Origin of the sequence: Pseudomonas sp. IT-196MI5 (assembly GCF_949767415.1) — a bacterium.
Classification (GTDB): domain Bacteria; phylum Pseudomonadota; class Gammaproteobacteria; order Pseudomonadales; family Pseudomonadaceae; genus Aquipseudomonas.
Window position 1 is genome coordinate 404,679 of sequence record NZ_CATKPZ010000022.1, and the last position, 17,048, is coordinate 421,726.

The window sequence follows — 17,048 nt, forward strand, 5'->3', positions numbered from 1 at the left end:
CCCCAGAGAGAGCTCCGTCCCAATGTGGGAGCGAGCTTGCTCGCGATAGCGGTGTAACAGACGACATCTGTGTTGAATGTCAGTCAGCTATCGCGAGCAAGCTCGCTCCCACAGGGTGGAACTCTGTCCGGATTTCACTTCTTCACCTGGATTATCCCGATGAGCTCTGTGGCGGTTTTCAGCAAAGCCTCACCGTTCGATGCGCTGCAACGCTGGTTACCCCAGTTGGTACTCGCGCCGAGCATGCTGATCGTATTGGTTGGCTTCTACGGTTACATCATCTGGACGTTCATTCTGTCCTTCACCAACTCCAGCTTCATGCCGAGCTACAAGTGGGTCGGCCTGCAGCAATACATGCGCCTGATGGACAACGACCGCTGGTGGGTCGCGAGCAAGAACCTCGCACTGTTCGGCGGCATGTTCATCGGTATCAGCCTGGTGCTGGGGGTGTTCCTCGCGGTGCTGCTGGACCAGCGCATCCGCAAGGAAGGCTTCATCCGTACCGTCTACCTGTACCCGATGGCGCTGTCGATGATCGTCACCGGTACCGCGTGGAAATGGCTGCTCAACCCGGGCCTGGGCCTGGACAAGATGCTGCGGGACTGGGGCTGGGAAGGCTTGCGCCTCGACTGGCTGGTGGATCAGGATCGCGTGGTGTACTGCCTGGTGATCGCCGCCGTATGGCAAGCCTCCGGGTTTGTCATGGCGATGTTCCTGGCCGGCCTGCGCGGTGTCGATCAGTCGATCATCCGTGCCGCGCAAGTCGATGGGGCGAGCCTGCCGACCATCTACCTGAAGATCGTCCTGCCGAGCCTGCGCCCGGTGTTCTTCAGTGCCTTCATGATCCTGGCGCACATCGCGATCAAGAGCTTCGACCTGGTCGCGGCGATGACCGCGGGCGGTCCGGGTTACTCCTCCGACCTGCCGGCGATGTTCATGTATTCCTTCACGTTCAGCCGTGGCCAGATGGGCATCGGTTCGGCCAGCGCCATGCTGATGCTCGGCGCCGTGCTGACCATCCTCGTGCCGTACCTGTACTCCGAGCTGCGAGGCAAACGCCATGACTAATCAACTCGGCAAACCATCGCTCAGTTTCAGCCGCATCGCGATCTACGCCACCCTGCTACTGGCAGCAGCGGTGTACCTGATCCCGCTGGTGGTGATGCTGCTGACCAGTTTCAAATCCCCGGAAGACATCCGTACCGGCAACCTGTTGAGCTGGCCGACCGTGATCGACGGCATCGGCTGGATCAAGGCCTGGGACGTGGTCGGCGGCTACTTCTGGAACTCGGTGAAGATCACCGTGCCGGCGGTGCTGATTTCGACCTTTATCGGTGCGATGAACGGCTACGTGCTGTCGATGTGGCGCTTCCGTGGTTCGCAACTGTTCTTCGGCCTGCTGCTGTTCGGCTGCTTTCTGCCGTTCCAGACCGTGCTGTTGCCAGCCTCGTTCACCCTCGGCAAGTTCGGGCTGGCGAACACCACCACTGGCCTGGTGCTGGTGCACGTGGTCTACGGCCTGGCGTTCACCACACTGTTCTTCCGTAACTACTACGTGAGCATTCCGGATGCGCTGGTCAAAGCGGCGCGGCTCGATGGCGCGGGCTTTTTCACGATCTTCCTGAAAATCCTGCTGCCGATGTCGATTCCGATCGTGATGGTCTGCCTGATCTGGCAGTTCACCCAGATCTGGAATGACTTCCTGTTCGGCGTGGTCTTCGCCAGTGGCGATGCCCAGCCAATTACCGTGGCCCTGAACAACCTGGTCAACACCAGCACCGGGGCCAAGGAATACAACGTTGATATGGCCGCCGCGATGATCGCCGGGCTGCCGACACTGCTGGTCTACATATTCGCTGGCAAGTATTTCCTGCGTGGGCTGACGTCCGGCGCGGTCAAGGGGTAGAACATGGCAACTCTCGAATTACGCAACGTCAACAAGACCTACGGCGCCGGTTTGCCGGACACCCTGAAAAACATCGAGCTGAAAATCGATGACGGGGAATTCCTGATCCTGGTCGGCCCGTCGGGCTGCGGCAAATCCACGCTGATGAACTGCATCGCCGGGCTGGAAACCATCAGCGGCGGTGCGATCCTGGTGGACGACGCCGACATCAGCGGCATGAGCCCCAAGGATCGCGACATCGCCATGGTGTTCCAGTCCTACGCGCTGTACCCGACCATGAGCGTGCGCGACAACATCGCCTTCGGCCTGAAGATCCGCAAGATGCCCACCGCCGAAATCGACGAAGAAGTCGCTCGGGTTTCCAAACTGTTGCAGATCGAACACCTGCTCAGCCGCAAACCCGGCCAACTCTCCGGTGGCCAGCAACAGCGTGTGGCGATGGGCCGTGCACTGGCGCGGCGGCCGAAGATTTATCTGTTCGACGAGCCGCTGTCCAACCTCGACGCCAAGCTGCGGGTCGAGATGCGCACCGAAATGAAACTGATGCACCAGCGCCTGAAAACCACCACGGTCTACGTGACCCACGACCAGATCGAAGCCATGACCCTGGGCGACAAAGTGGCGGTGATGAAGGACGGGATCATCCAGCAGTTCGGTACGCCGAAGGACATCTACAACAACCCGGCCAACCTGTTCGTGGCGAGCTTCATCGGTTCGCCACCAATGAACTTCATCCCGCTGCGCTTGCAGCGCAAGGACGGTCGTCTGGTCGCGCTGCTCGACAGCGGCCAGGCCCGTTGCGAGTTGCCTTTGGGCATGCAGGACGCCGGTCTCGAAGACCGCGAAGTGATCCTCGGCATGCGCCCAGAGCAGATCATCCTGGCTAACGGGGAGGCGAACGGTTTGCCGACCATTCGTGCCGAAGTCCAGGTCACCGAACCGACCGGTCCCGACACCCTGGTCTTCGTCAACCTCAACGACACCAAGGTCTGCTGCCGACTGGCACCGGACGTGGCGCCAGCGGTGGGCGAGACTCTGACGTTGCAATTCGATCCGGCGAAAGTGCTGTTGTTCGATGCCAAGAGCGGGGAGCGACTGGGGGTGGCCGGCGTGCCGCAAACCGAGGCGCACGCTGACAACGTAGCCCGATTCAAAGGCCGCTGAAGAACAAAACTGTAGGAGCGAGCCTGCTCGCGATGGACGTCAACGATGACACTGGAAACCTGATACCCCACGGCGTTCTCGGGTTTCTCGCGAGCAGGCTCGCTCCTACAGGGGGGGATATGCGTCGGGTGGAGACATCCGTCGCAACTGATGTAACCGCGTTAAAGAAGAAAAGTTAATAACAATAAAACGAGGAAGTAGGGATGAAGATGAAGAACAAGGCCCGGTTGATCTGCCAGGTTTCTGCAGCGGCAGCACTGGTTCTGGCCGGCAATGCGATGGCCGATGAAGCATTCAGCTCCGACTCCAAGTGGATGACGGGCGATTGGGGTGGCGAGCGTACCAAGCTGATCGAGCAAGGCATCGACATCAAGATGGATTACGTCGGTGAAGTCGGCGGCAACCTGCATGGCGGTTTCAACGATGACAAGACTGCGCGCTACGCCGACCAGTTCGGCCTGGGCGCGGCGCTGGACCTGGAGAAACTGTTCGGCTGGGATAATACCCAGGCCAAGATCCAGCTCACCAACCGTAACGGTGAGAACATCTCCAACGACCGTATCGGCGATCCGCGTGCCGGCACCTTGAGTTCTTCTCAGGAAGTCTTTGGTCGTGGCCATATGGTGCGTCTGACCCAGTTGTGGATTCAGCACCAGTTCTTCGACAACAAACTGGACGTCAAAGCCGGTTACTTCGGTGAAGGTGAAGACTTCAACACCTTCCCGTGCGAATTCCAGAACCTGGCGTTCTGCGGATCCCAGGTGGGTAACTGGGCCACCAACGTCTGGTTCAACTGGCCGGTCAGCCAGGCCGCGATCCGCGTGAAGTACAACATCAATGACGAGCTCTACGCTCAGATTGGCGCGTACAACCAGAACCCGTCGCAACTGGAACACGGCAACGGCTTCAAGCTCAGCGGTAGCGGTACTGCGGGCACCGTGCTGCCGGTCGAACTGGTCTGGTCGCCGAAGGTCAACAGCCTGCCGGGTGAATACCGTGTCGGTTACTACAAAAGCACTGCGCCTGCCGACGACGTTCTCAAGGACGATAACGGCCAGGACGCAGCGACCACCGGCAACCCTTTTCGCGTCCACGATAGCAAGCACGGCTACTGGTTCGTCGCGCAGCAGCAACTCACCAGTCACAACGGTGACGCTTCTCGCGGTCTGAACATCGCGGCCAACGCCACCTTCCACGACAAGGACACTAACGTCGTCGACAACTACCAGTCGCTGATGTTCGTGTACAAGGGCCCGTTCGACGCGCGTCCGAAGGATGACGTGGGCATCGGTTTCGCCCGTATCCATGTCAACGATGACGTGAAGAAAAACGCCGAGCTGACCAACGCGGCCAACGGTGTTTCGGACTACGACAATCCGCTGTTCTCGCCTATTCGTGAAACTGAATACAACTACGAGATCAACTACGGCTTCCACGTGACCAACTGGCTGACCGTGCGTCCCAACCTGCAATACGTCACGCACCCGGGTGGTGTGGATCAAGTCGACAACGCACTGGTGGCCGGCCTGAAAATTCAGTCGGTGTTCTGACGCGTCTGCGATAAGCTTCTCTCAATGTGCGCATATTTGCGGACAGCCAAGGCTGTCCGCTTTTTTTTGTGGGCCGCGCACCCCGGTGACAGTTGTTTTTCAGGACCGTGGCACATGCTTGAGCATCCGCTACAACGCTTCTTCAAATCCCTGCGCGAGCGTCCGGCGTTCGCGTGGGAGCGCTATCAGATGCGCGATGTGCTGGTGATCGATCATCCGCTGTGTCAGGCGGTGTTCAGTCGGCAGGGGGCGCAGTTGCTGCACTTCCAGCCCAAGGGCCAGAAACCCTGGCTGTGGTGCGCGGCCAAATGGCCGCAGGTCGGCGCCATTCGCGGCGGCGTGCCGGTATGTTGGCCGTGGTATGGCCGGCATCCCAGCGAAAACGCCTGGCCATCCCATGGCTGGGCGCGCTTGCTCGACTGGAAGCTGCTCGACAGCAACAGTGACGACGATGGTGTGCGATTGCACTGGCAGCTGAAGTTGTGCGACTGGCAGGTGGACTTGCACGCCCACTTGGGGGAGCGCATGGAGCTGCGCCTGAGCACCGAGCATCAGGACGACATGCCGTGCCAATTGAGCCAGGCTTTGCATGCTTACTGGCGTATTGGCGATGTCAGTGAGATAGCGCTGTCTGGGCTCGAAGGTGCGCAGGGTTATGACCAGTTGAGCCGGCAGGCCTGTCAGCAGGAAGGCGAGTTGCGCGTGGACGGCGGCTGTCAGCGGGTGTTCCAGCATGACGGTGAATTGCAGCTCAACGACCACGCCTGGCAGCGGGCTTTGTGCATCGATACGGGGGATACGGCCGACACGGTGGTGTGGCACCCCGGCTCGCGGCCATTGCTTGGGGTGACCTGGAACGAGATATCCGAGTTTGTCTGTGTGGAAGCGGCGAGCGGCGGTACCGACAGCCTGTGCCTTGCGCCTGGGGAGCGGGCGCATTTGAGTTTGCAGGCGCGGGTGGGGGGTTAGTTCTGGAGATTGTGGTGTCTGTGCGGGCCCCTTCGCGAGCAGGCTCGCTCCCACATTGGGTCTTCGGTGAACACTGTTTTTGTGTTCAACACCAATCCCCTGTGGGAGCGAGCCTGCTCGCGATGAGGCCAGGACGGTCAGCGCAAATGTTGGATCAGTTGAACTCATCCCCAACCGGATACCGGCTGGCATTCAAGCTCTCCTTGATCTTGCGCAGATGCGGCTGGAAATCCACGCCCCGGCGCAAGGTCATGCCCGTGGCGAGCACGTCCAGCACGGTCAGCTGGATGATCCGCGACGTCATCGGCATGTAGATGTCGGTGTCTTCCGGCAGCGGGATGTTCAGGCTCAGGGTGCTGGCCTTGGCCAGTGGCGAGTTTTCCGCGGTCAGGCCAAGCACCGAGGCGCCGTTTTCCCGCGCGATGCGCGCCACTTCCACCAGTTCGCGGGTGCGACCGGTGTAGGAAATAATCACGAACAATTCGCCGGTGTGGGCCACCGAGGCAATCATGCGCTGCATCAGCACATCCGCGTGGGCCGTGACGGCCAGGTTGAAACGGAAGAACTTGTGCTGCGCATCCAGTGCCACCGGGGCCGAGGCGCCGAGGCCGAAGAAGTGGATCTGCCGCGCCTGGATCAGCAGGTCGACGGCGCGGCTGATCAGGTTCGGGTCCAGTGCCTGGCAGGCGCTGTCCAGCGAGGCAATGGCGCTGCCAAAGATCTTCTGGGTGTAGGCCTCCGGATTGTCGTCGGCTTCCACTGCACGGCTGACGTACGCGGCACCACTGGCCAGGCTCTGGGCCAGTTGCAGCTTGAGCTCGGGGTAGCCGCTGACGCCGAACGAACGGCAGAAACGGTTGACCGTCGGTTCGCTGACCGAGGCGGCCTGGGCGAGGGCGGCGATGCTGAAGCGGGTGGCCTGCTGCGGGTTGAGCAGGATCACCTCGGCGACTTTGCGTTCGGCCTTGTTCAGCTCTTCAAGGCGATTCTGGATTTGCTCCAGTAAATTTCGCACGCGGTCCATATAAGTATCCTTGATTCACCGGCACCGATAAGCGCGCGGCTAATGCAAAAAGGGCCTTTGGTGAGGCCCGTAACGGTGGCCTATCCTACTGATGGCTCCGACCGACCACCACTCGCAATCTGTATTTTGCGAAAATGTTGTGGTTATTACTACATTTTCCCTTGAGTGATGCCTTAAAAAAAGGTATTTGTAGCTTAACTTGATAAAAGAACAAACATCATGCTCTCGATTACGGTTGAACCGTGCACCTTTGCCTTGTTCGGCGCCCTTGGCGACCTGGCCTTACGCAAGCTGTTTCCTGCCCTTTATCAACTCGACGGTGCAGGCCTCTTGCACGAGGACACGCGCATCATCGCGCTGGCCCGTGAGGCTGGCAGCGAGCAGGAACACCTGGCGTTCATCACCTCCGAGCTGCGCCGCTATGTCGGTGCCAAAGAGCTGGATGAAGCCGTGGTCGAGCGTTTCCTGGCGCGCCTGAGCTACCTGCACGTCGACTTCCTCAATGTCGAAGATTATGTGGCCCTGGCCGAGTCCGCCGGCAGTGCGCAGCGGGTCATCGCCTACTTTGCGACCCCGGCGGCGGTGTATGGCGCGATTTGCGAGAACCTGGCCAAGGTCGGTCTGGCAGAAAACACCCGCGTGGTGCTGGAAAAGCCCATCGGTTCGGACCTGGAATCCTCGCGCAAGGTCAACGACGCCGTGGCGCAGTTCTTCCCGGAGAACCGCACCTACCGCATCGACCACTATCTGGGCAAGGAAACCGTCCAGAACCTGATCGCCCTGCGTTTCGCCAACAGCCTGTTCGAAACCCAGTGGAACCAGAATTACATTTCCCACGTGGAAATCACCGTGGCCGAGCAGGTCGGCATCGAGGGCCGCTGGGGTTACTTCGACAAGGCCGGCCAGCTGCGGGACATGATCCAGAACCACCTGCTGCAACTGCTCTGCCTGATCGCCATGGACCCGCCGGCCGACCTGTCCGCCGACAGCATCCGCGACGAGAAGGTCAAAGTGCTCAAGGCCCTGGCGCCGATCAGCCCGGAAGGCCTGACCACCCAGGTGGTGCGCGGCCAGTACATCGCCGGCTACAGCGAAGGCAAAGCAGTGCCGGGGTACCTGGAAGAACCTAACTCCAACACCCAGAGCAATACCGAAACCTTTGTTGCCCTGCGCGCCGACATCCGCAACTGGCGCTGGGCCGGCGTGCCGTTTTACCTGCGTACCGGCAAGCGCATGCCGCAGAAGCTGTCGCAGATCGTCATCCACTTCAAGGAACCGTCGCACTACATCTTCGCTCCCGAGCAGCGCCTGCAAATCAGCAACAAGCTGATTATCCGCCTGCAGCCGGACGAAGGCATTTCCTTGCGCGTGATGACCAAAGATCAAGGCCTGGACAAGGGCATGCAGCTGCGCAGCGGTCCGTTGCAGCTGAATTTTTCCGACACCTGGAGCAGCGCACGGATTCCCGATGCCTACGAGCGGTTGTTGCTGGAAGTGATGCGCGGCAATCAGAACCTGTTTGTCCGTAAAGATGAAATCGAAGCCGCGTGGAATTGGTGTGACCAGTTGATCGCTGGGTGGAAAAAATCCGGTGATGCGCCCAAGCCGTATGCGGCCGGGTCCTGGGGGCCGATGAGCTCCATTGCTCTGATCACGCGGGACGGGAGGTCGTGGTATGGCGATATCTGATTTGAAACTGCCGCAGGGCGTCAGCGCCCATGCGTTCAAGAGCCCGGTGCTGCTGGCTGAAAGCCTGGCGCTGAACGTGGCGAAAAAACTGAGCGACGCGATCGAAGCCCAGGGCGCTGCGACCCTGGTGGTTTCCGGTGGCCGCAGCCCGGTGGCGTTTTTCCAGCACCTGGCCAAGCAGACGCTGGACTGGTCGAACGTGGTGATCAGCCTGGCCGATGAGCGCTGGGTGCCGGTGGAGCATGCAGACAGCAACGCCGGTCTGATCAAGCGTTACCTGCTGCAAGGCCCGGCGGCCAAGGCGCAATTCCTGAGCCTGTACAGCGCCAGTGCCAACCTTGAACAGGCGGCCGAGCAGGCCGACCGTTTGTTGTCCGAGATGCCGGTGATCGACGTGCTGATCCTCGGCATGGGCGATGACGGCCACACCGCATCGCTGTTCCCCAACAGCCCGAACCTTGACGAGGCCTTGAAAGTCGACGGCACTCGTCGTTGCTGGCCGATGCTGGCGCCGACCGTGCCGCGTCAGCGCCTGACCATGAGCCGGGCGCTACTGGCCTCGGCCAAACATAAAATCCTGTCGATTTCCGGTTCGTCCAAGCTGTCCACCCTGAGTTTCGCGCTGGCCGGTGACGATGTCACCGAAATGCCGGTGCGCGCATTTCTGCAACCCACGTTAGAGATTTACTGGTGCCCATGAGCCAAGGAACAGCCGCTATGACAAACCCATCCCCGACCGTTTCCATGGCGGACAAAGTTGCCCTGATCGACAGCATCTGCGCGAAAGCGCGGATCCTGCCGGTGATCACCATCGCCCGCGAGCAGGACGTTCTGCCGTTGGCCGATGCGCTCGCGGCCGGTGGCCTGACGGCCCTGGAAGTGACCCTGCGTTCGCAATTCGGCCTCAAGGCCATCCAGATCCTGCGCGAGCAGCGTCCGGAGCTGGTGACCGGTGCCGGCACCGTGCTCGATCGCCACATGCTGGCGGCGGCGGAAGCGGCCGGCTCGCAATTCATCGTCACGCCGGGCATTACCCGTGACCTGCTGGAAGCCAGCGTCGCCAGCCCGATTCCACTGTTGCCGGGCATCAGCAATGCCTCGGGCATCATGGAAGGCTACGGCCTGGGGTATCGCCGCTTCAAGCTGTTCCCGGCCGAAGTCAGCGGCGGCGTTGCAGCCATCAAGGCTTTGGGCGGCCCGTTCGGCGAAGTGAAATTCTGCCCGACCGGCGGCGTTGGCCCGGCCAATATCAAGAGCTACATGGCGTTGAAAAACGTCATGTGCGTGGGCGGTAGCTGGATGCTCGATCCGGAGTGGATCAAGAACGGCGACTGGGCCCGCATTCAGGAATGCACCGCCGAGGCTTTGGCGCTGCTGGACTGATCGCTTCACCTGACACCTCGTTGTGTGTTCTACGGCTTTACGGTGCGCTTGGTCGGCGCACCGTTTTTTTTTGCCTGAAGAAAGTTGCCTGGATCGACTCGTATCCCCCCGTGGGAGCGAGCTTGCTCGCGATGGCGTCGTGTCAGTCAACATCCATGCAATCTGTCACACCGCTATCGTCGGATCGCCGCCCGGAGCAAGCTCGCTCCCACAAAGGTCGACACAGATCAAGCCCAGGGACTTTGACAAGTACACCGTCTGACGTCAGCCCAGTTCGGTCAGAGCCGTGACCAGCACATCCATGTCGGCCGCCGTGGTGGTAAGCCCCGGTGTAATGCGGATGCACGGACCGCATGCCGCGCCACTGCGGGCCACGGCGAACAGGTTGTATTCATTGAGCAGGCGCTCGACCATGAGTTGCTGGTCGGCATGCCGGGTAAAGCGCATCGAAGTGATGCCGCAATACAGGCGCGGGTCGTCCGGGGTCAGGACTTCGATGCCCGGGAGTTCGCGCACGGGGCGGACCCACAGGTTGCGCAGGTAGTTGAGCCGAGAACCCTTGGCCGCAGCACCCCCCATCGCCCAATGTTCTTCGAGCACCAGCGGCAGGGTCAGCAGCGCCGGGATGTTGGGGGTGCTGTACGAGGTACGGGCGCGAATGTCAGTGGGTGGAAAATGCATTTCGCCCATGTCCGGGTCGATATCGTCCAGGCGTTCGGGATCGATGTAGATAAAGCCGAGCGTCAGCGGTGCGCCGATCCACTTGTGCAGGTTGTAGCCGGCGAAGGCGATACCGAACTCGGCCAGGTCGAATTCGAACTGACCGAGGGCATGGGCACCGTCAAGGATGACGTCGATGCCGTGTTCCTTTGCCGCGACTGCAATCGCCTGCACCGGCATCACCAGGCCCGTGCGATGGGTGACGTGGGTCAGGGCCATCAGCTTCAGCCGTGGGTGTCGTGCGAAGGTTTCGCGGTAGGTATTGAGCAGGCTGTCGAAGGTTGCCGGGTGGGTGTGTTCGATCTCGATCACTTCAACACCGCGATTACGCGCCAGCCAGCGCATGGCGCCTTTGACCGTGTCGTATTCCAGATCGCAAACCAGTACCTGATCGCCGGGCTGCAGCCGGTTGTAGTTGCGGATCAGCGACTGCAAACCTTCCGACGCGTTGCGGGTCAGGGCGATGCTGTCGGCGGGTACGCCTATCAACCTGGCCAGTTGCGCGCGGATCTTCAGGCTGTCGCCCTGTTCGAAGCGCTGGCGCACATAGACCGAATTGCTGCGGTTGATCAGCTCGATGTTGCGCTGGTATTCCTCGACCACCGTGCGCGACATGCGCCCGAAGTAACCGTTCTCCAGGTTGAGCGGGCCGGGTTCGACATCGTAGCGGTCGGCAAAGGTTTTCCAGAAGGTTTCATCACGGGCGCGGCGGGTGTTGTCGGGCATGGGGCACTCGGTAGGTGTTCAGTGGCGCGGAGCCGGTTTGCCGTGTTTGGCGCGCAGCGGTTCGAGCAAGTCCGACAAACCGTTGTGGTCGATTTCCTGCATCAGGGCCAGCAGGCCACCCAACTCGCCATGGGGGAAACCTTCCCGGGCGAACCAGTTCAGGTAAGGGCCGGGCAGGTCGGCAATGATTCGACCCTTGTACTTGCCGAAGGGCATTTCGCGGGTGATCAGCAGTTCGAGTTTTTCAGGATTCATCGATCGATCGTCTTGATTCGGTCAGTCTGGAAAAGACAGGCATTGCGACATGCCCCCTCGCCACGGAGGGTTAGCCGATGCTGATCGCCGGCAGCGTGGTCAGGGTCACGCTCTGTTGCTTGCGTGGCGCGAGGATTTCCGCCTCGCCGTCCACCACCAGTTCATCGCGCTGGTTGAACACGCGGGTGGCAATGCGTACGCGAAATTTCGGCAGTTTTTCCAGGATTTCCAGGCGCACGGTCAGGGTGTCGCCGATCTTCACCGGTTTCTGAAAGCTCATTTGCTGGCCGAGGTAGATAGTCCCCGGCCCAGGCAGTTCACAGGCGACCGCTGCACTGATCAACGCACCGCTGAACATGCCGTGGGCGATGCGCTCCTTGAACATGGTGCTGGCGGCGTAGTCGGCATCCAGGTGCACCGGGTTGTGATCGCCGGACATCGCGGCGAACAACTGAATGTCGCGCTCTTCGACGGTCTTGCTGAAACTGGCGGTCTGGCCGACTTCGAGGGCTGCGTAAGGGGTGTTGGTAACCTGGGTCATCTGTATCAATTCCTGTGACGAATTAAAAAATCCACAAAAAACTATTCGGATCGGTGCGGCCGAGGAGTGCTCAAGGCCTGTGCGATCCAGTTCAGCACATCGGCGATGATTTCATCGCGGTTGCTCTCGTTGAACAGTTCGTGCCGCGCCTGCGGGTAAACGGTCAGTTGCAGGTGCTGGCTGCCGGCCGCCCGCAGCGCGTCGGCCAGATCCTTGAGACGTTTGCCTTCGCTCACCGGATCACATTCACCGCCAATCACCAGCAACGGCAGGCCCGGGTCGATCTGGGCGAGATTGGACGCTTTGCTGATTTGCTGCAAGCCGCCGAGCAAATCGATCCACAGTTGATTGGTGCAGCGAAAACCACAGAGCGGGTCGTTGACGTACAGATCGACCTGCGCCGGATCACGGCTGAGCCAGTCGAACGGCGTGCGTGCCGGTTTGAATTTGTTGTTGAACGAGCCGAACGACAGCCATTCGATCAATGCGCTGCGTCCTTTGCCGCCCTGGCGCAGGCGTTCGAGACGGGCGATTTGCCGTGCCGCGCGATAAAGCGCCACGGGCTGGAAGTTCGAGCCGCTGAGGATTGCCCCGTGCAGGCTGGCACTGTGGTGCAGCAGATAGCCTTGGGCGATGTAGCTGCCCATGCTGTGACCCAACAGCACGATCGGCACGCCAGGGTACTGCTGGCCGATGTGCTGGTTGAGGCAGGCCAGGTCGCTCACGACCTTGCACCAGCCATCGTTATCGGCGAAATGCCCAAGCGTCCCGTTTTCGGCAGTTTTGCCATGTCCACGCAGGTCCGGCGCGCACACGCCATAGCCCTGTTCACAGAGCTTTTGCGCCAGGGGGCCGTAGCGACCGCTGTGTTCGGCCATGCCGTGGGCCAGCAGAATCATCGCCTTGAGGCTGCCGTCGGGTAGCCACTGGTTGACGAAAAGGCGGCTGTGGTCGCTCGTGGTCAGCCAGAAAGTGTCATGGATCATGGCGGTTCCTTTGCATGAGGCTGCCTGGTCGCAAACAGCTCGTTGCAGTTTATAGCGCATCCTTGGCTGGGCGTCTGATCAGCCTACGCCACGGCAAGAAGATTCATGCGGTCAATGACGGCTGTGGGCATATTTGCCTGCTACGTCATAACTGCTAGTGTCCGTGAAGCTCCGCTTTTTGCATTTTTTTTGAAAAATGACAGAAAAGTGGCCCGGGATAGATTCAGGTAAAGAGGACAAGAACAATGCAACCTGATTTCTGGAATGACAAACGCCCGGCCGGCGTGCCCATGGATATCGATCTGGGAACCTACAAGTCGGTGATCGAGGTGTTCGAGCGTTCCTGCAAGAAGTTTGCTGACCGCCCGGCGTTCAGCAACATGGGCGTGACCCTGACCTACGCCGAACTGGAACGTCAGAGCGCTGCCTTCGCCGGCTACCTGCAAGCCCACACCGACCTGGTGCCGGGTGACCGCATCGCGGTGCAGATGCCCAACGTCCTGCACTACCCGATCGCCGTGTTCGGTGCCTTGCGCGCCGGGTTGATCGTGGTCAACACCAACCCGTTGTACACCGCGCGGGAAATGCGTCACCAGTTCAAGGATTCCGGCGCCCGGGCGCTGGTGTACCTGAACATGTTCGGCCAGAAAGTCCAGGAAGTGCTCCCCGACACCGATATCCAGTACCTGATCGAAGCGAAGATGGGCGACCTGATGCCCACCGCCAAGGGGTGGCTGGTCAACACGGTGGTGAGCAAGGTCAAGAAGATGGTTCCGGACTATTCCTTGCCCCAGGCCGTTTCCTTCAAGAGTGCGCTGCGCATGGGCCGTGGTCTGGGCATCAAGCCGCTGAAGGTCGGCCTTGACGACATCGCCGTGCTGCAATACACCGGCGGCACCACGGGCCTTGCCAAGGGCGCGATGCTGACCCACGGCAACCTGGTGGCGAACATGCAACAGGCACGGGCCTGTCTCGGCCAGTCGGCCAGCGACGGCCAGCCGCTGCTGCGCGAAGGCCAGGAGGTGATGATCGCGCCGCTGCCGCTGTACCACATCTATGCTTTCACGGCGAACTGCATGTGCATGATGGTGACGGGCAACCACAACGTGCTGATCACCAATCCGCGGGACATCGGCGGCTTCATCAAGGAGCTGAAGAACTGGCGGTTCTCGGCGTTGCTGGGGCTCAACACGCTGTTCGTCGCGCTGATGGATCATCCGGACTTCAAGACCCTGGACTTCTCCAGCCTCAAGCTCACCAATTCCGGCGGCACTGCGCTGGTCAAGGCCACCGCCGAGCGTTGGGAACAACTGACCGGTTGCCGCATCACCGAAGGTTACGGCCTGACCGAAACTTCGCCGGTGGCCTGCACCAACCCCTACGGCAGCCAATCGCGGATCGGCACGGTCGGCCTGCCGGTGCCGGGCACTGCGCTGAAAGTCATCAGTGATGACGGCGTCGAGCAACCTTTGGGAGAACGCGGCGAGTTGTGCATCAAAGGCCCGCAGATCATGAAGGGCTACTGGCAAAAACCTGATGCCACGGCCGAAGTGCTGGATGCCGAGGGCTGGTTCAAGTCCGGTGACATTGCGGTGATCGACCCGGACGGTTTCGTGCGCATCGTCGACCGCAAGAAGGACATGATCATTGTTTCGGGTTTCAACGTGTACCCGAACGAGATCGAAGATGTGGTGATGGCACACCCGAAAGTCGCCAACTGCGCGGTCATCGGTGTGCCCGACGAGCGGTCGGGGGAGGCGGTGAAGCTGTTTGTGGTGGCCCGTGAAACAGGGATCAGCCTTGAAGAGTTGAAGGCTTACTGCAAGGAAAACTTCACGGCGTACAAAGTACCGAAGCACATCGTGCTGCGTGAGTCGCTGCCGATGACGGCGGTGGGCAAGATCCTGCGGCGGGAGTTGCGTGATATCGCGTAGCAGGACGTAGAGGCCGGCGCGATTCCAAAAGATCGCAGCCTTCGGCAGCTCCTACAGGGATCGCATATCTTTGTAGGAGCTGCCGAAGGCTGCGATCTTTTGCTTTTAGCCCCGGTTTCTGCGGGCTACAGGGCTTTATAGGTTTTTTGCTCTAAAATGACCGCTTGCAAGTCTTGAGTCACGAATGTGACCGTAGAGGCCTTTTTTGGCTCTGGTCGACCCTCGGCAAAGCTGCTACTCTCGGCGCGCTTTGTGACTTCTCGGCCTTCTATCAGCCAGATTCACCAATGACCAAACACCAATAATAATCGCATCAAATGCGGTGCTGAATTCGCGTTGCTGAGGAGTGGGCTTCCATGATCGAAGACTTTTGGAAGGATAAGTACCCAGCTGGGATTGCTACAGACATCAATCCAGACGAGTATCCGAATATTCAGGCAGTGTTGAAGCAATCCTGCCAACGCTTCGCCAACAAGCCGGCATTCAGCAACTTGGGCAGGACACTCACCTACGGTGAACTGTACGAACTGTCCGGTGCGTTTGCCGCTTACCTGCAACAGCATACCGACTTGCAGCCTGGCGATCGAATCGCCGTGCAACTGCCTAACGTGTTGCAGTACCCGGTAGCCGTCTTCGGTGCCATCCGCGCCGGGCTGATCGTGGTCAACACCAATCCGCTCTACACCGCGCGGGAAATGGAACACCAATTCAACGACTCCGGTGCCAAGGCCCTGGTCTGCCTGGCCAACATGGCACACCTGGCGGAAACCGTGGTGCCGAAAACCGGCGTCAAGCATGTGATCGTCACCGAAGTCGCCGACCTGCTGCCGCCGCTCAAGCGTCTGCTGATCAACAGCGTCATCAAGTACGTGAAGAAGATGGTACCGGCCTATCACTTGCCCAAGGCCGTCAAGTTCAACGACGTGCTGAGCAAAGGCCTGGGCCAGCCAGTGGCGGAAGCCAACCCGGCCAGCGGTGATGTCGCGGTGCTGCAATACACCGGCGGCACCACCGGCGTGGCCAAGGGCGCGATGCTGACCCACCGCAACCTGGTGGCGAACATGCTGCAGTGCAAGGCGCTGATGGGTTCCAACCTCAATGAAGGTTGCGAGATCCTGATCACACCGCTGCCGCTGTACCACATCTATGCCTTCACCTTTCATTGCATGGCGATGATGCTGATCGGCAACCACAACATCCTGATCAGCAACCCGCGTGACCTGCCGGCGATGGTCAAGGAACTGTCGAAGTGGAAGTTCAGCGGCTTTGTCGGCCTGAACACCCTGTTCGTGGCCCTGTGCAACAACGAAGGCTTCCGCAAACTGGACTTCTCGGCGCTGAAAGTCACCTTGTCGGGCGGCATGGCCCTGCAATTGGCCGCGGCCGAGCGCTGGAAAACGGTGACCGGTTGCGCCATCTGCGAAGGCTACGGCATGACCGAAACCAGCCCGGTGGCCACGGTCAACCCGATCCAGAACATCCAGATCGGCACCATCGGCATTCCGGTGCCGTCGACCCTGTGCAAAGTGATCAACGATGCCGGTGACGAACAACCGATGGGCGAAATCGGCGAGCTGTGCGTGAAAGGCCCGCAGGTCATGAAAGGCTACTGGCAGCGCCAGGAAGCCACCGATGAAATCCTCGACAGCGAAGGCTGGTTGAAGACCGGTGACATCGCGCTGATCCAGCCCGATGGCTACATGCGTATTGTCGATCGCAAGAAAGACATGATCCTGGTGTCCGGTTTCAACGTGTACCCGAACGAGCTTGAAGACGTGCTGGCCACTCTGCCGGGCGTACTGCAATGCGCGGCCATCGGTGTGCCGGACGAAAAGTCGGGCGAGGCGATCAAGATTTTCATCGTCGCCAGGCCGGGCGTGACCCTGACCAAGGAACAGGTGATGGAGCACATGCGCGCCAACGTCACCGGCTACAAGGTCCCGCGCTCCGTGGAGTTCCGCGATGCACTGCCGACCACCAACGTCGGCAAGATCCTGCGTCGTGAACTGCGCGATGAAGAGCTGAAGAAGATCAACGCGAAGAAAGCCACCGCGTAATCAGCAAAAAGCCCCGCAGATGCGGGGCTTTTTGTTGGTGCGCCTGAAGGATCATCAGTGCTTGTCAGATCGCTATCGTCGGAACGCCGCCCGGAGCAAGCTCGCTCCCACAGGTGATCGGATTCCTTCTGATGGAGCCCGATT

15 protein-coding genes are annotated in these 17,048 nt (G+C 60.3%); 10 read left to right on the forward strand and 5 right to left on the reverse strand.

What is annotated here, in order from left to right; genetic code table 11:
* Positions 1-159 precede the first annotated feature (159 nt).
* From ACM6IK_RS16165 to ACM6IK_RS16185, 5 genes are all read left to right on the forward strand, one after another.
* Positions 160-1,068 carry a carbohydrate ABC transporter permease gene (locus tag ACM6IK_RS16165; protein ID WP_414875117.1) on the forward strand — a complete coding sequence of 303 codons (909 nt, stop codon included), beginning with the start codon at positions 160-162 and terminating at the stop codon, positions 1,066-1,068.
* Entirely contained in the window at positions 1,061-1,906 is an 846-nt protein-coding gene (locus ACM6IK_RS16170; protein ID WP_108215132.1) for a carbohydrate ABC transporter permease, read from the forward strand. Before ACM6IK_RS16165 ends, ACM6IK_RS16170 begins: the two co-directional genes overlap by 8 nt.
* Before the next feature lie 3 nt (positions 1,907-1,909).
* Complete coding sequence (locus ACM6IK_RS16175) at positions 1,910-3,070, forward strand: ABC transporter ATP-binding protein (RefSeq protein ID WP_414875118.1); 1,161 nt, start codon at positions 1,910-1,912, stop codon at positions 3,068-3,070.
* Positions 3,071-3,273: 203 nt separating this feature from the next.
* Positions 3,274-4,620: a carbohydrate porin gene (locus tag ACM6IK_RS16180; RefSeq protein ID WP_414875119.1), complete on the forward strand. Its 1,347-nt coding sequence runs from the start codon at positions 3,274-3,276 to the stop codon at positions 4,618-4,620.
* Positions 4,621-4,734: 114 nt separating this feature from the next.
* On the forward strand, positions 4,735-5,589 hold the full coding sequence (locus ACM6IK_RS16185) for a D-hexose-6-phosphate mutarotase (RefSeq protein ID WP_414875120.1): 855 nt from the start codon (positions 4,735-4,737) through the stop codon (positions 5,587-5,589).
* A 154-nt stretch (positions 5,590-5,743) separates the two neighbouring features.
* Here the strand turns inward: ACM6IK_RS16185 and ACM6IK_RS16190 are convergent, their stop codons facing one another.
* Positions 5,744-6,604, reverse strand: coding sequence for a MurR/RpiR family transcriptional regulator (locus ACM6IK_RS16190; protein WP_170948639.1), 861 nt, complete (start codon positions 6,602-6,604; stop codon positions 5,744-5,746).
* 228 nt (positions 6,605-6,832) lie between these two features.
* Between ACM6IK_RS16190 and zwf the strand changes: the two genes are divergently transcribed.
* The 3 genes from zwf to ACM6IK_RS16205 are packed head-to-tail and all read left to right on the forward strand — an operon-like array spanning position 6,833 to position 9,685.
* Entirely contained in the window at positions 6,833-8,302 is a 1,470-nt protein-coding gene (gene zwf, locus ACM6IK_RS16195) for a glucose-6-phosphate dehydrogenase (RefSeq protein WP_414875121.1), read from the forward strand.
* Positions 8,289-9,002, forward strand: a complete 714-nt coding sequence (gene pgl, locus ACM6IK_RS16200) for a 6-phosphogluconolactonase (RefSeq protein WP_414875122.1) — start codon at positions 8,289-8,291, stop codon at positions 9,000-9,002. The genes zwf and pgl overlap by 14 nt, the downstream gene beginning before the upstream one ends.
* A 17-nt stretch (positions 9,003-9,019) precedes the next feature.
* A complete protein-coding gene (locus ACM6IK_RS16205; protein ID WP_008050561.1) occupies positions 9,020-9,685 on the forward strand; it encodes a bifunctional 4-hydroxy-2-oxoglutarate aldolase/2-dehydro-3-deoxy-phosphogluconate aldolase in 666 nt (221 codons plus the stop codon).
* Between the two features lie 264 nt (positions 9,686-9,949).
* On the opposite strand, the gene ACM6IK_RS16210 is transcribed toward ACM6IK_RS16205, so the two are convergent.
* From ACM6IK_RS16210 to ACM6IK_RS16225, 4 genes are all read right to left on the reverse strand, one after another.
* A complete protein-coding gene (locus tag ACM6IK_RS16210; RefSeq protein ID WP_414875123.1) occupies positions 9,950-11,131 on the reverse strand; it encodes an aminotransferase class V-fold PLP-dependent enzyme in 1,182 nt (393 codons plus the stop codon).
* Positions 11,132-11,149: 18 nt separating this feature from the next.
* Positions 11,150-11,386, reverse strand: coding sequence for a DUF3820 family protein (locus tag ACM6IK_RS16215; RefSeq protein ID WP_003227425.1), 237 nt, complete (start codon positions 11,384-11,386; stop codon positions 11,150-11,152).
* A 70-nt stretch (positions 11,387-11,456) separates the two neighbouring features.
* On the reverse strand, positions 11,457-11,927 hold the full coding sequence (locus ACM6IK_RS16220; protein WP_414875124.1) for a MaoC family dehydratase: 471 nt from the start codon (positions 11,925-11,927) through the stop codon (positions 11,457-11,459).
* A 41-nt stretch (positions 11,928-11,968) separates the two neighbouring features.
* On the reverse strand, positions 11,969-12,913 hold the full coding sequence (locus ACM6IK_RS16225) for a lysophospholipase (RefSeq protein ID WP_414875125.1): 945 nt from the start codon (positions 12,911-12,913) through the stop codon (positions 11,969-11,971).
* Positions 12,914-13,158: 245 nt separating this feature from the next.
* Between ACM6IK_RS16225 and fadD2 the strand changes: the two genes are divergently transcribed.
* Both fadD2 and fadD1 read left to right on the forward strand, forming a co-directional pair.
* Positions 13,159-14,847: a long-chain-fatty-acid--CoA ligase FadD2 gene (gene fadD2, locus ACM6IK_RS16230; RefSeq protein WP_414875126.1), complete on the forward strand. Its 1,689-nt coding sequence runs from the start codon at positions 13,159-13,161 to the stop codon at positions 14,845-14,847.
* A 356-nt stretch (positions 14,848-15,203) separates the two neighbouring features.
* The gene (gene fadD1 / locus ACM6IK_RS16235) at positions 15,204-16,904 is read left to right on the forward strand and encodes a long-chain-fatty-acid--CoA ligase FadD1 (protein WP_414875127.1); all 1,701 of its coding nucleotides are present in this window, start codon (positions 15,204-15,206) and stop codon (positions 16,902-16,904) included.
* Positions 16,905-17,048 lie beyond the last annotated feature (144 nt).

Bases quoted from the DNA above. Each gene is read 5' to 3' on its own strand.
- ACM6IK_RS16180 (WP_414875119.1), top strand. From the start codon at position 3,274: ATGAAGATGAAGAACAAGGCCCGGTTGATCTGCCAGGTTTCTGCAGCG.
- ACM6IK_RS16220 (WP_414875124.1), bottom strand. From the start codon at position 11,927: ATGACCCAGGTTACCAACACCCCTTACGCAGCCCTCGAAGTCGGCCAG.
- ACM6IK_RS16175 (WP_414875118.1), top strand. From the start codon at position 1,910: ATGGCAACTCTCGAATTACGCAACGTCAACAAGACCTACGGCGCCGGT.
- ACM6IK_RS16165 (WP_414875117.1), top strand. From the start codon at position 160: ATGAGCTCTGTGGCGGTTTTCAGCAAAGCCTCACCGTTCGATGCGCTG.
- ACM6IK_RS16225 (WP_414875125.1), bottom strand. From the start codon at position 12,913: ATGATCCATGACACTTTCTGGCTGACCACGAGCGACCACAGCCGCCTT.
- fadD1 (WP_414875127.1), top strand. From the start codon at position 15,204: ATGATCGAAGACTTTTGGAAGGATAAGTACCCAGCTGGGATTGCTACA.
- zwf (WP_414875121.1), top strand. From the start codon at position 6,833: ATGCTCTCGATTACGGTTGAACCGTGCACCTTTGCCTTGTTCGGCGCC.
- ACM6IK_RS16205 (WP_008050561.1), top strand. From the start codon at position 9,020: ATGACAAACCCATCCCCGACCGTTTCCATGGCGGACAAAGTTGCCCTG.
- ACM6IK_RS16215 (WP_003227425.1), bottom strand. From the start codon at position 11,386: ATGAATCCTGAAAAACTCGAACTGCTGATCACCCGCGAAATGCCCTTC.
- pgl (WP_414875122.1), top strand. From the start codon at position 8,289: ATGGCGATATCTGATTTGAAACTGCCGCAGGGCGTCAGCGCCCATGCG.
- fadD2 (WP_414875126.1), top strand. From the start codon at position 13,159: ATGCAACCTGATTTCTGGAATGACAAACGCCCGGCCGGCGTGCCCATG.
- ACM6IK_RS16210 (WP_414875123.1), bottom strand. From the start codon at position 11,131: ATGCCCGACAACACCCGCCGCGCCCGTGATGAAACCTTCTGGAAAACC.
- ACM6IK_RS16170 (WP_108215132.1), top strand. From the start codon at position 1,061: ATGACTAATCAACTCGGCAAACCATCGCTCAGTTTCAGCCGCATCGCG.
- ACM6IK_RS16185 (WP_414875120.1), top strand. From the start codon at position 4,735: ATGCTTGAGCATCCGCTACAACGCTTCTTCAAATCCCTGCGCGAGCGT.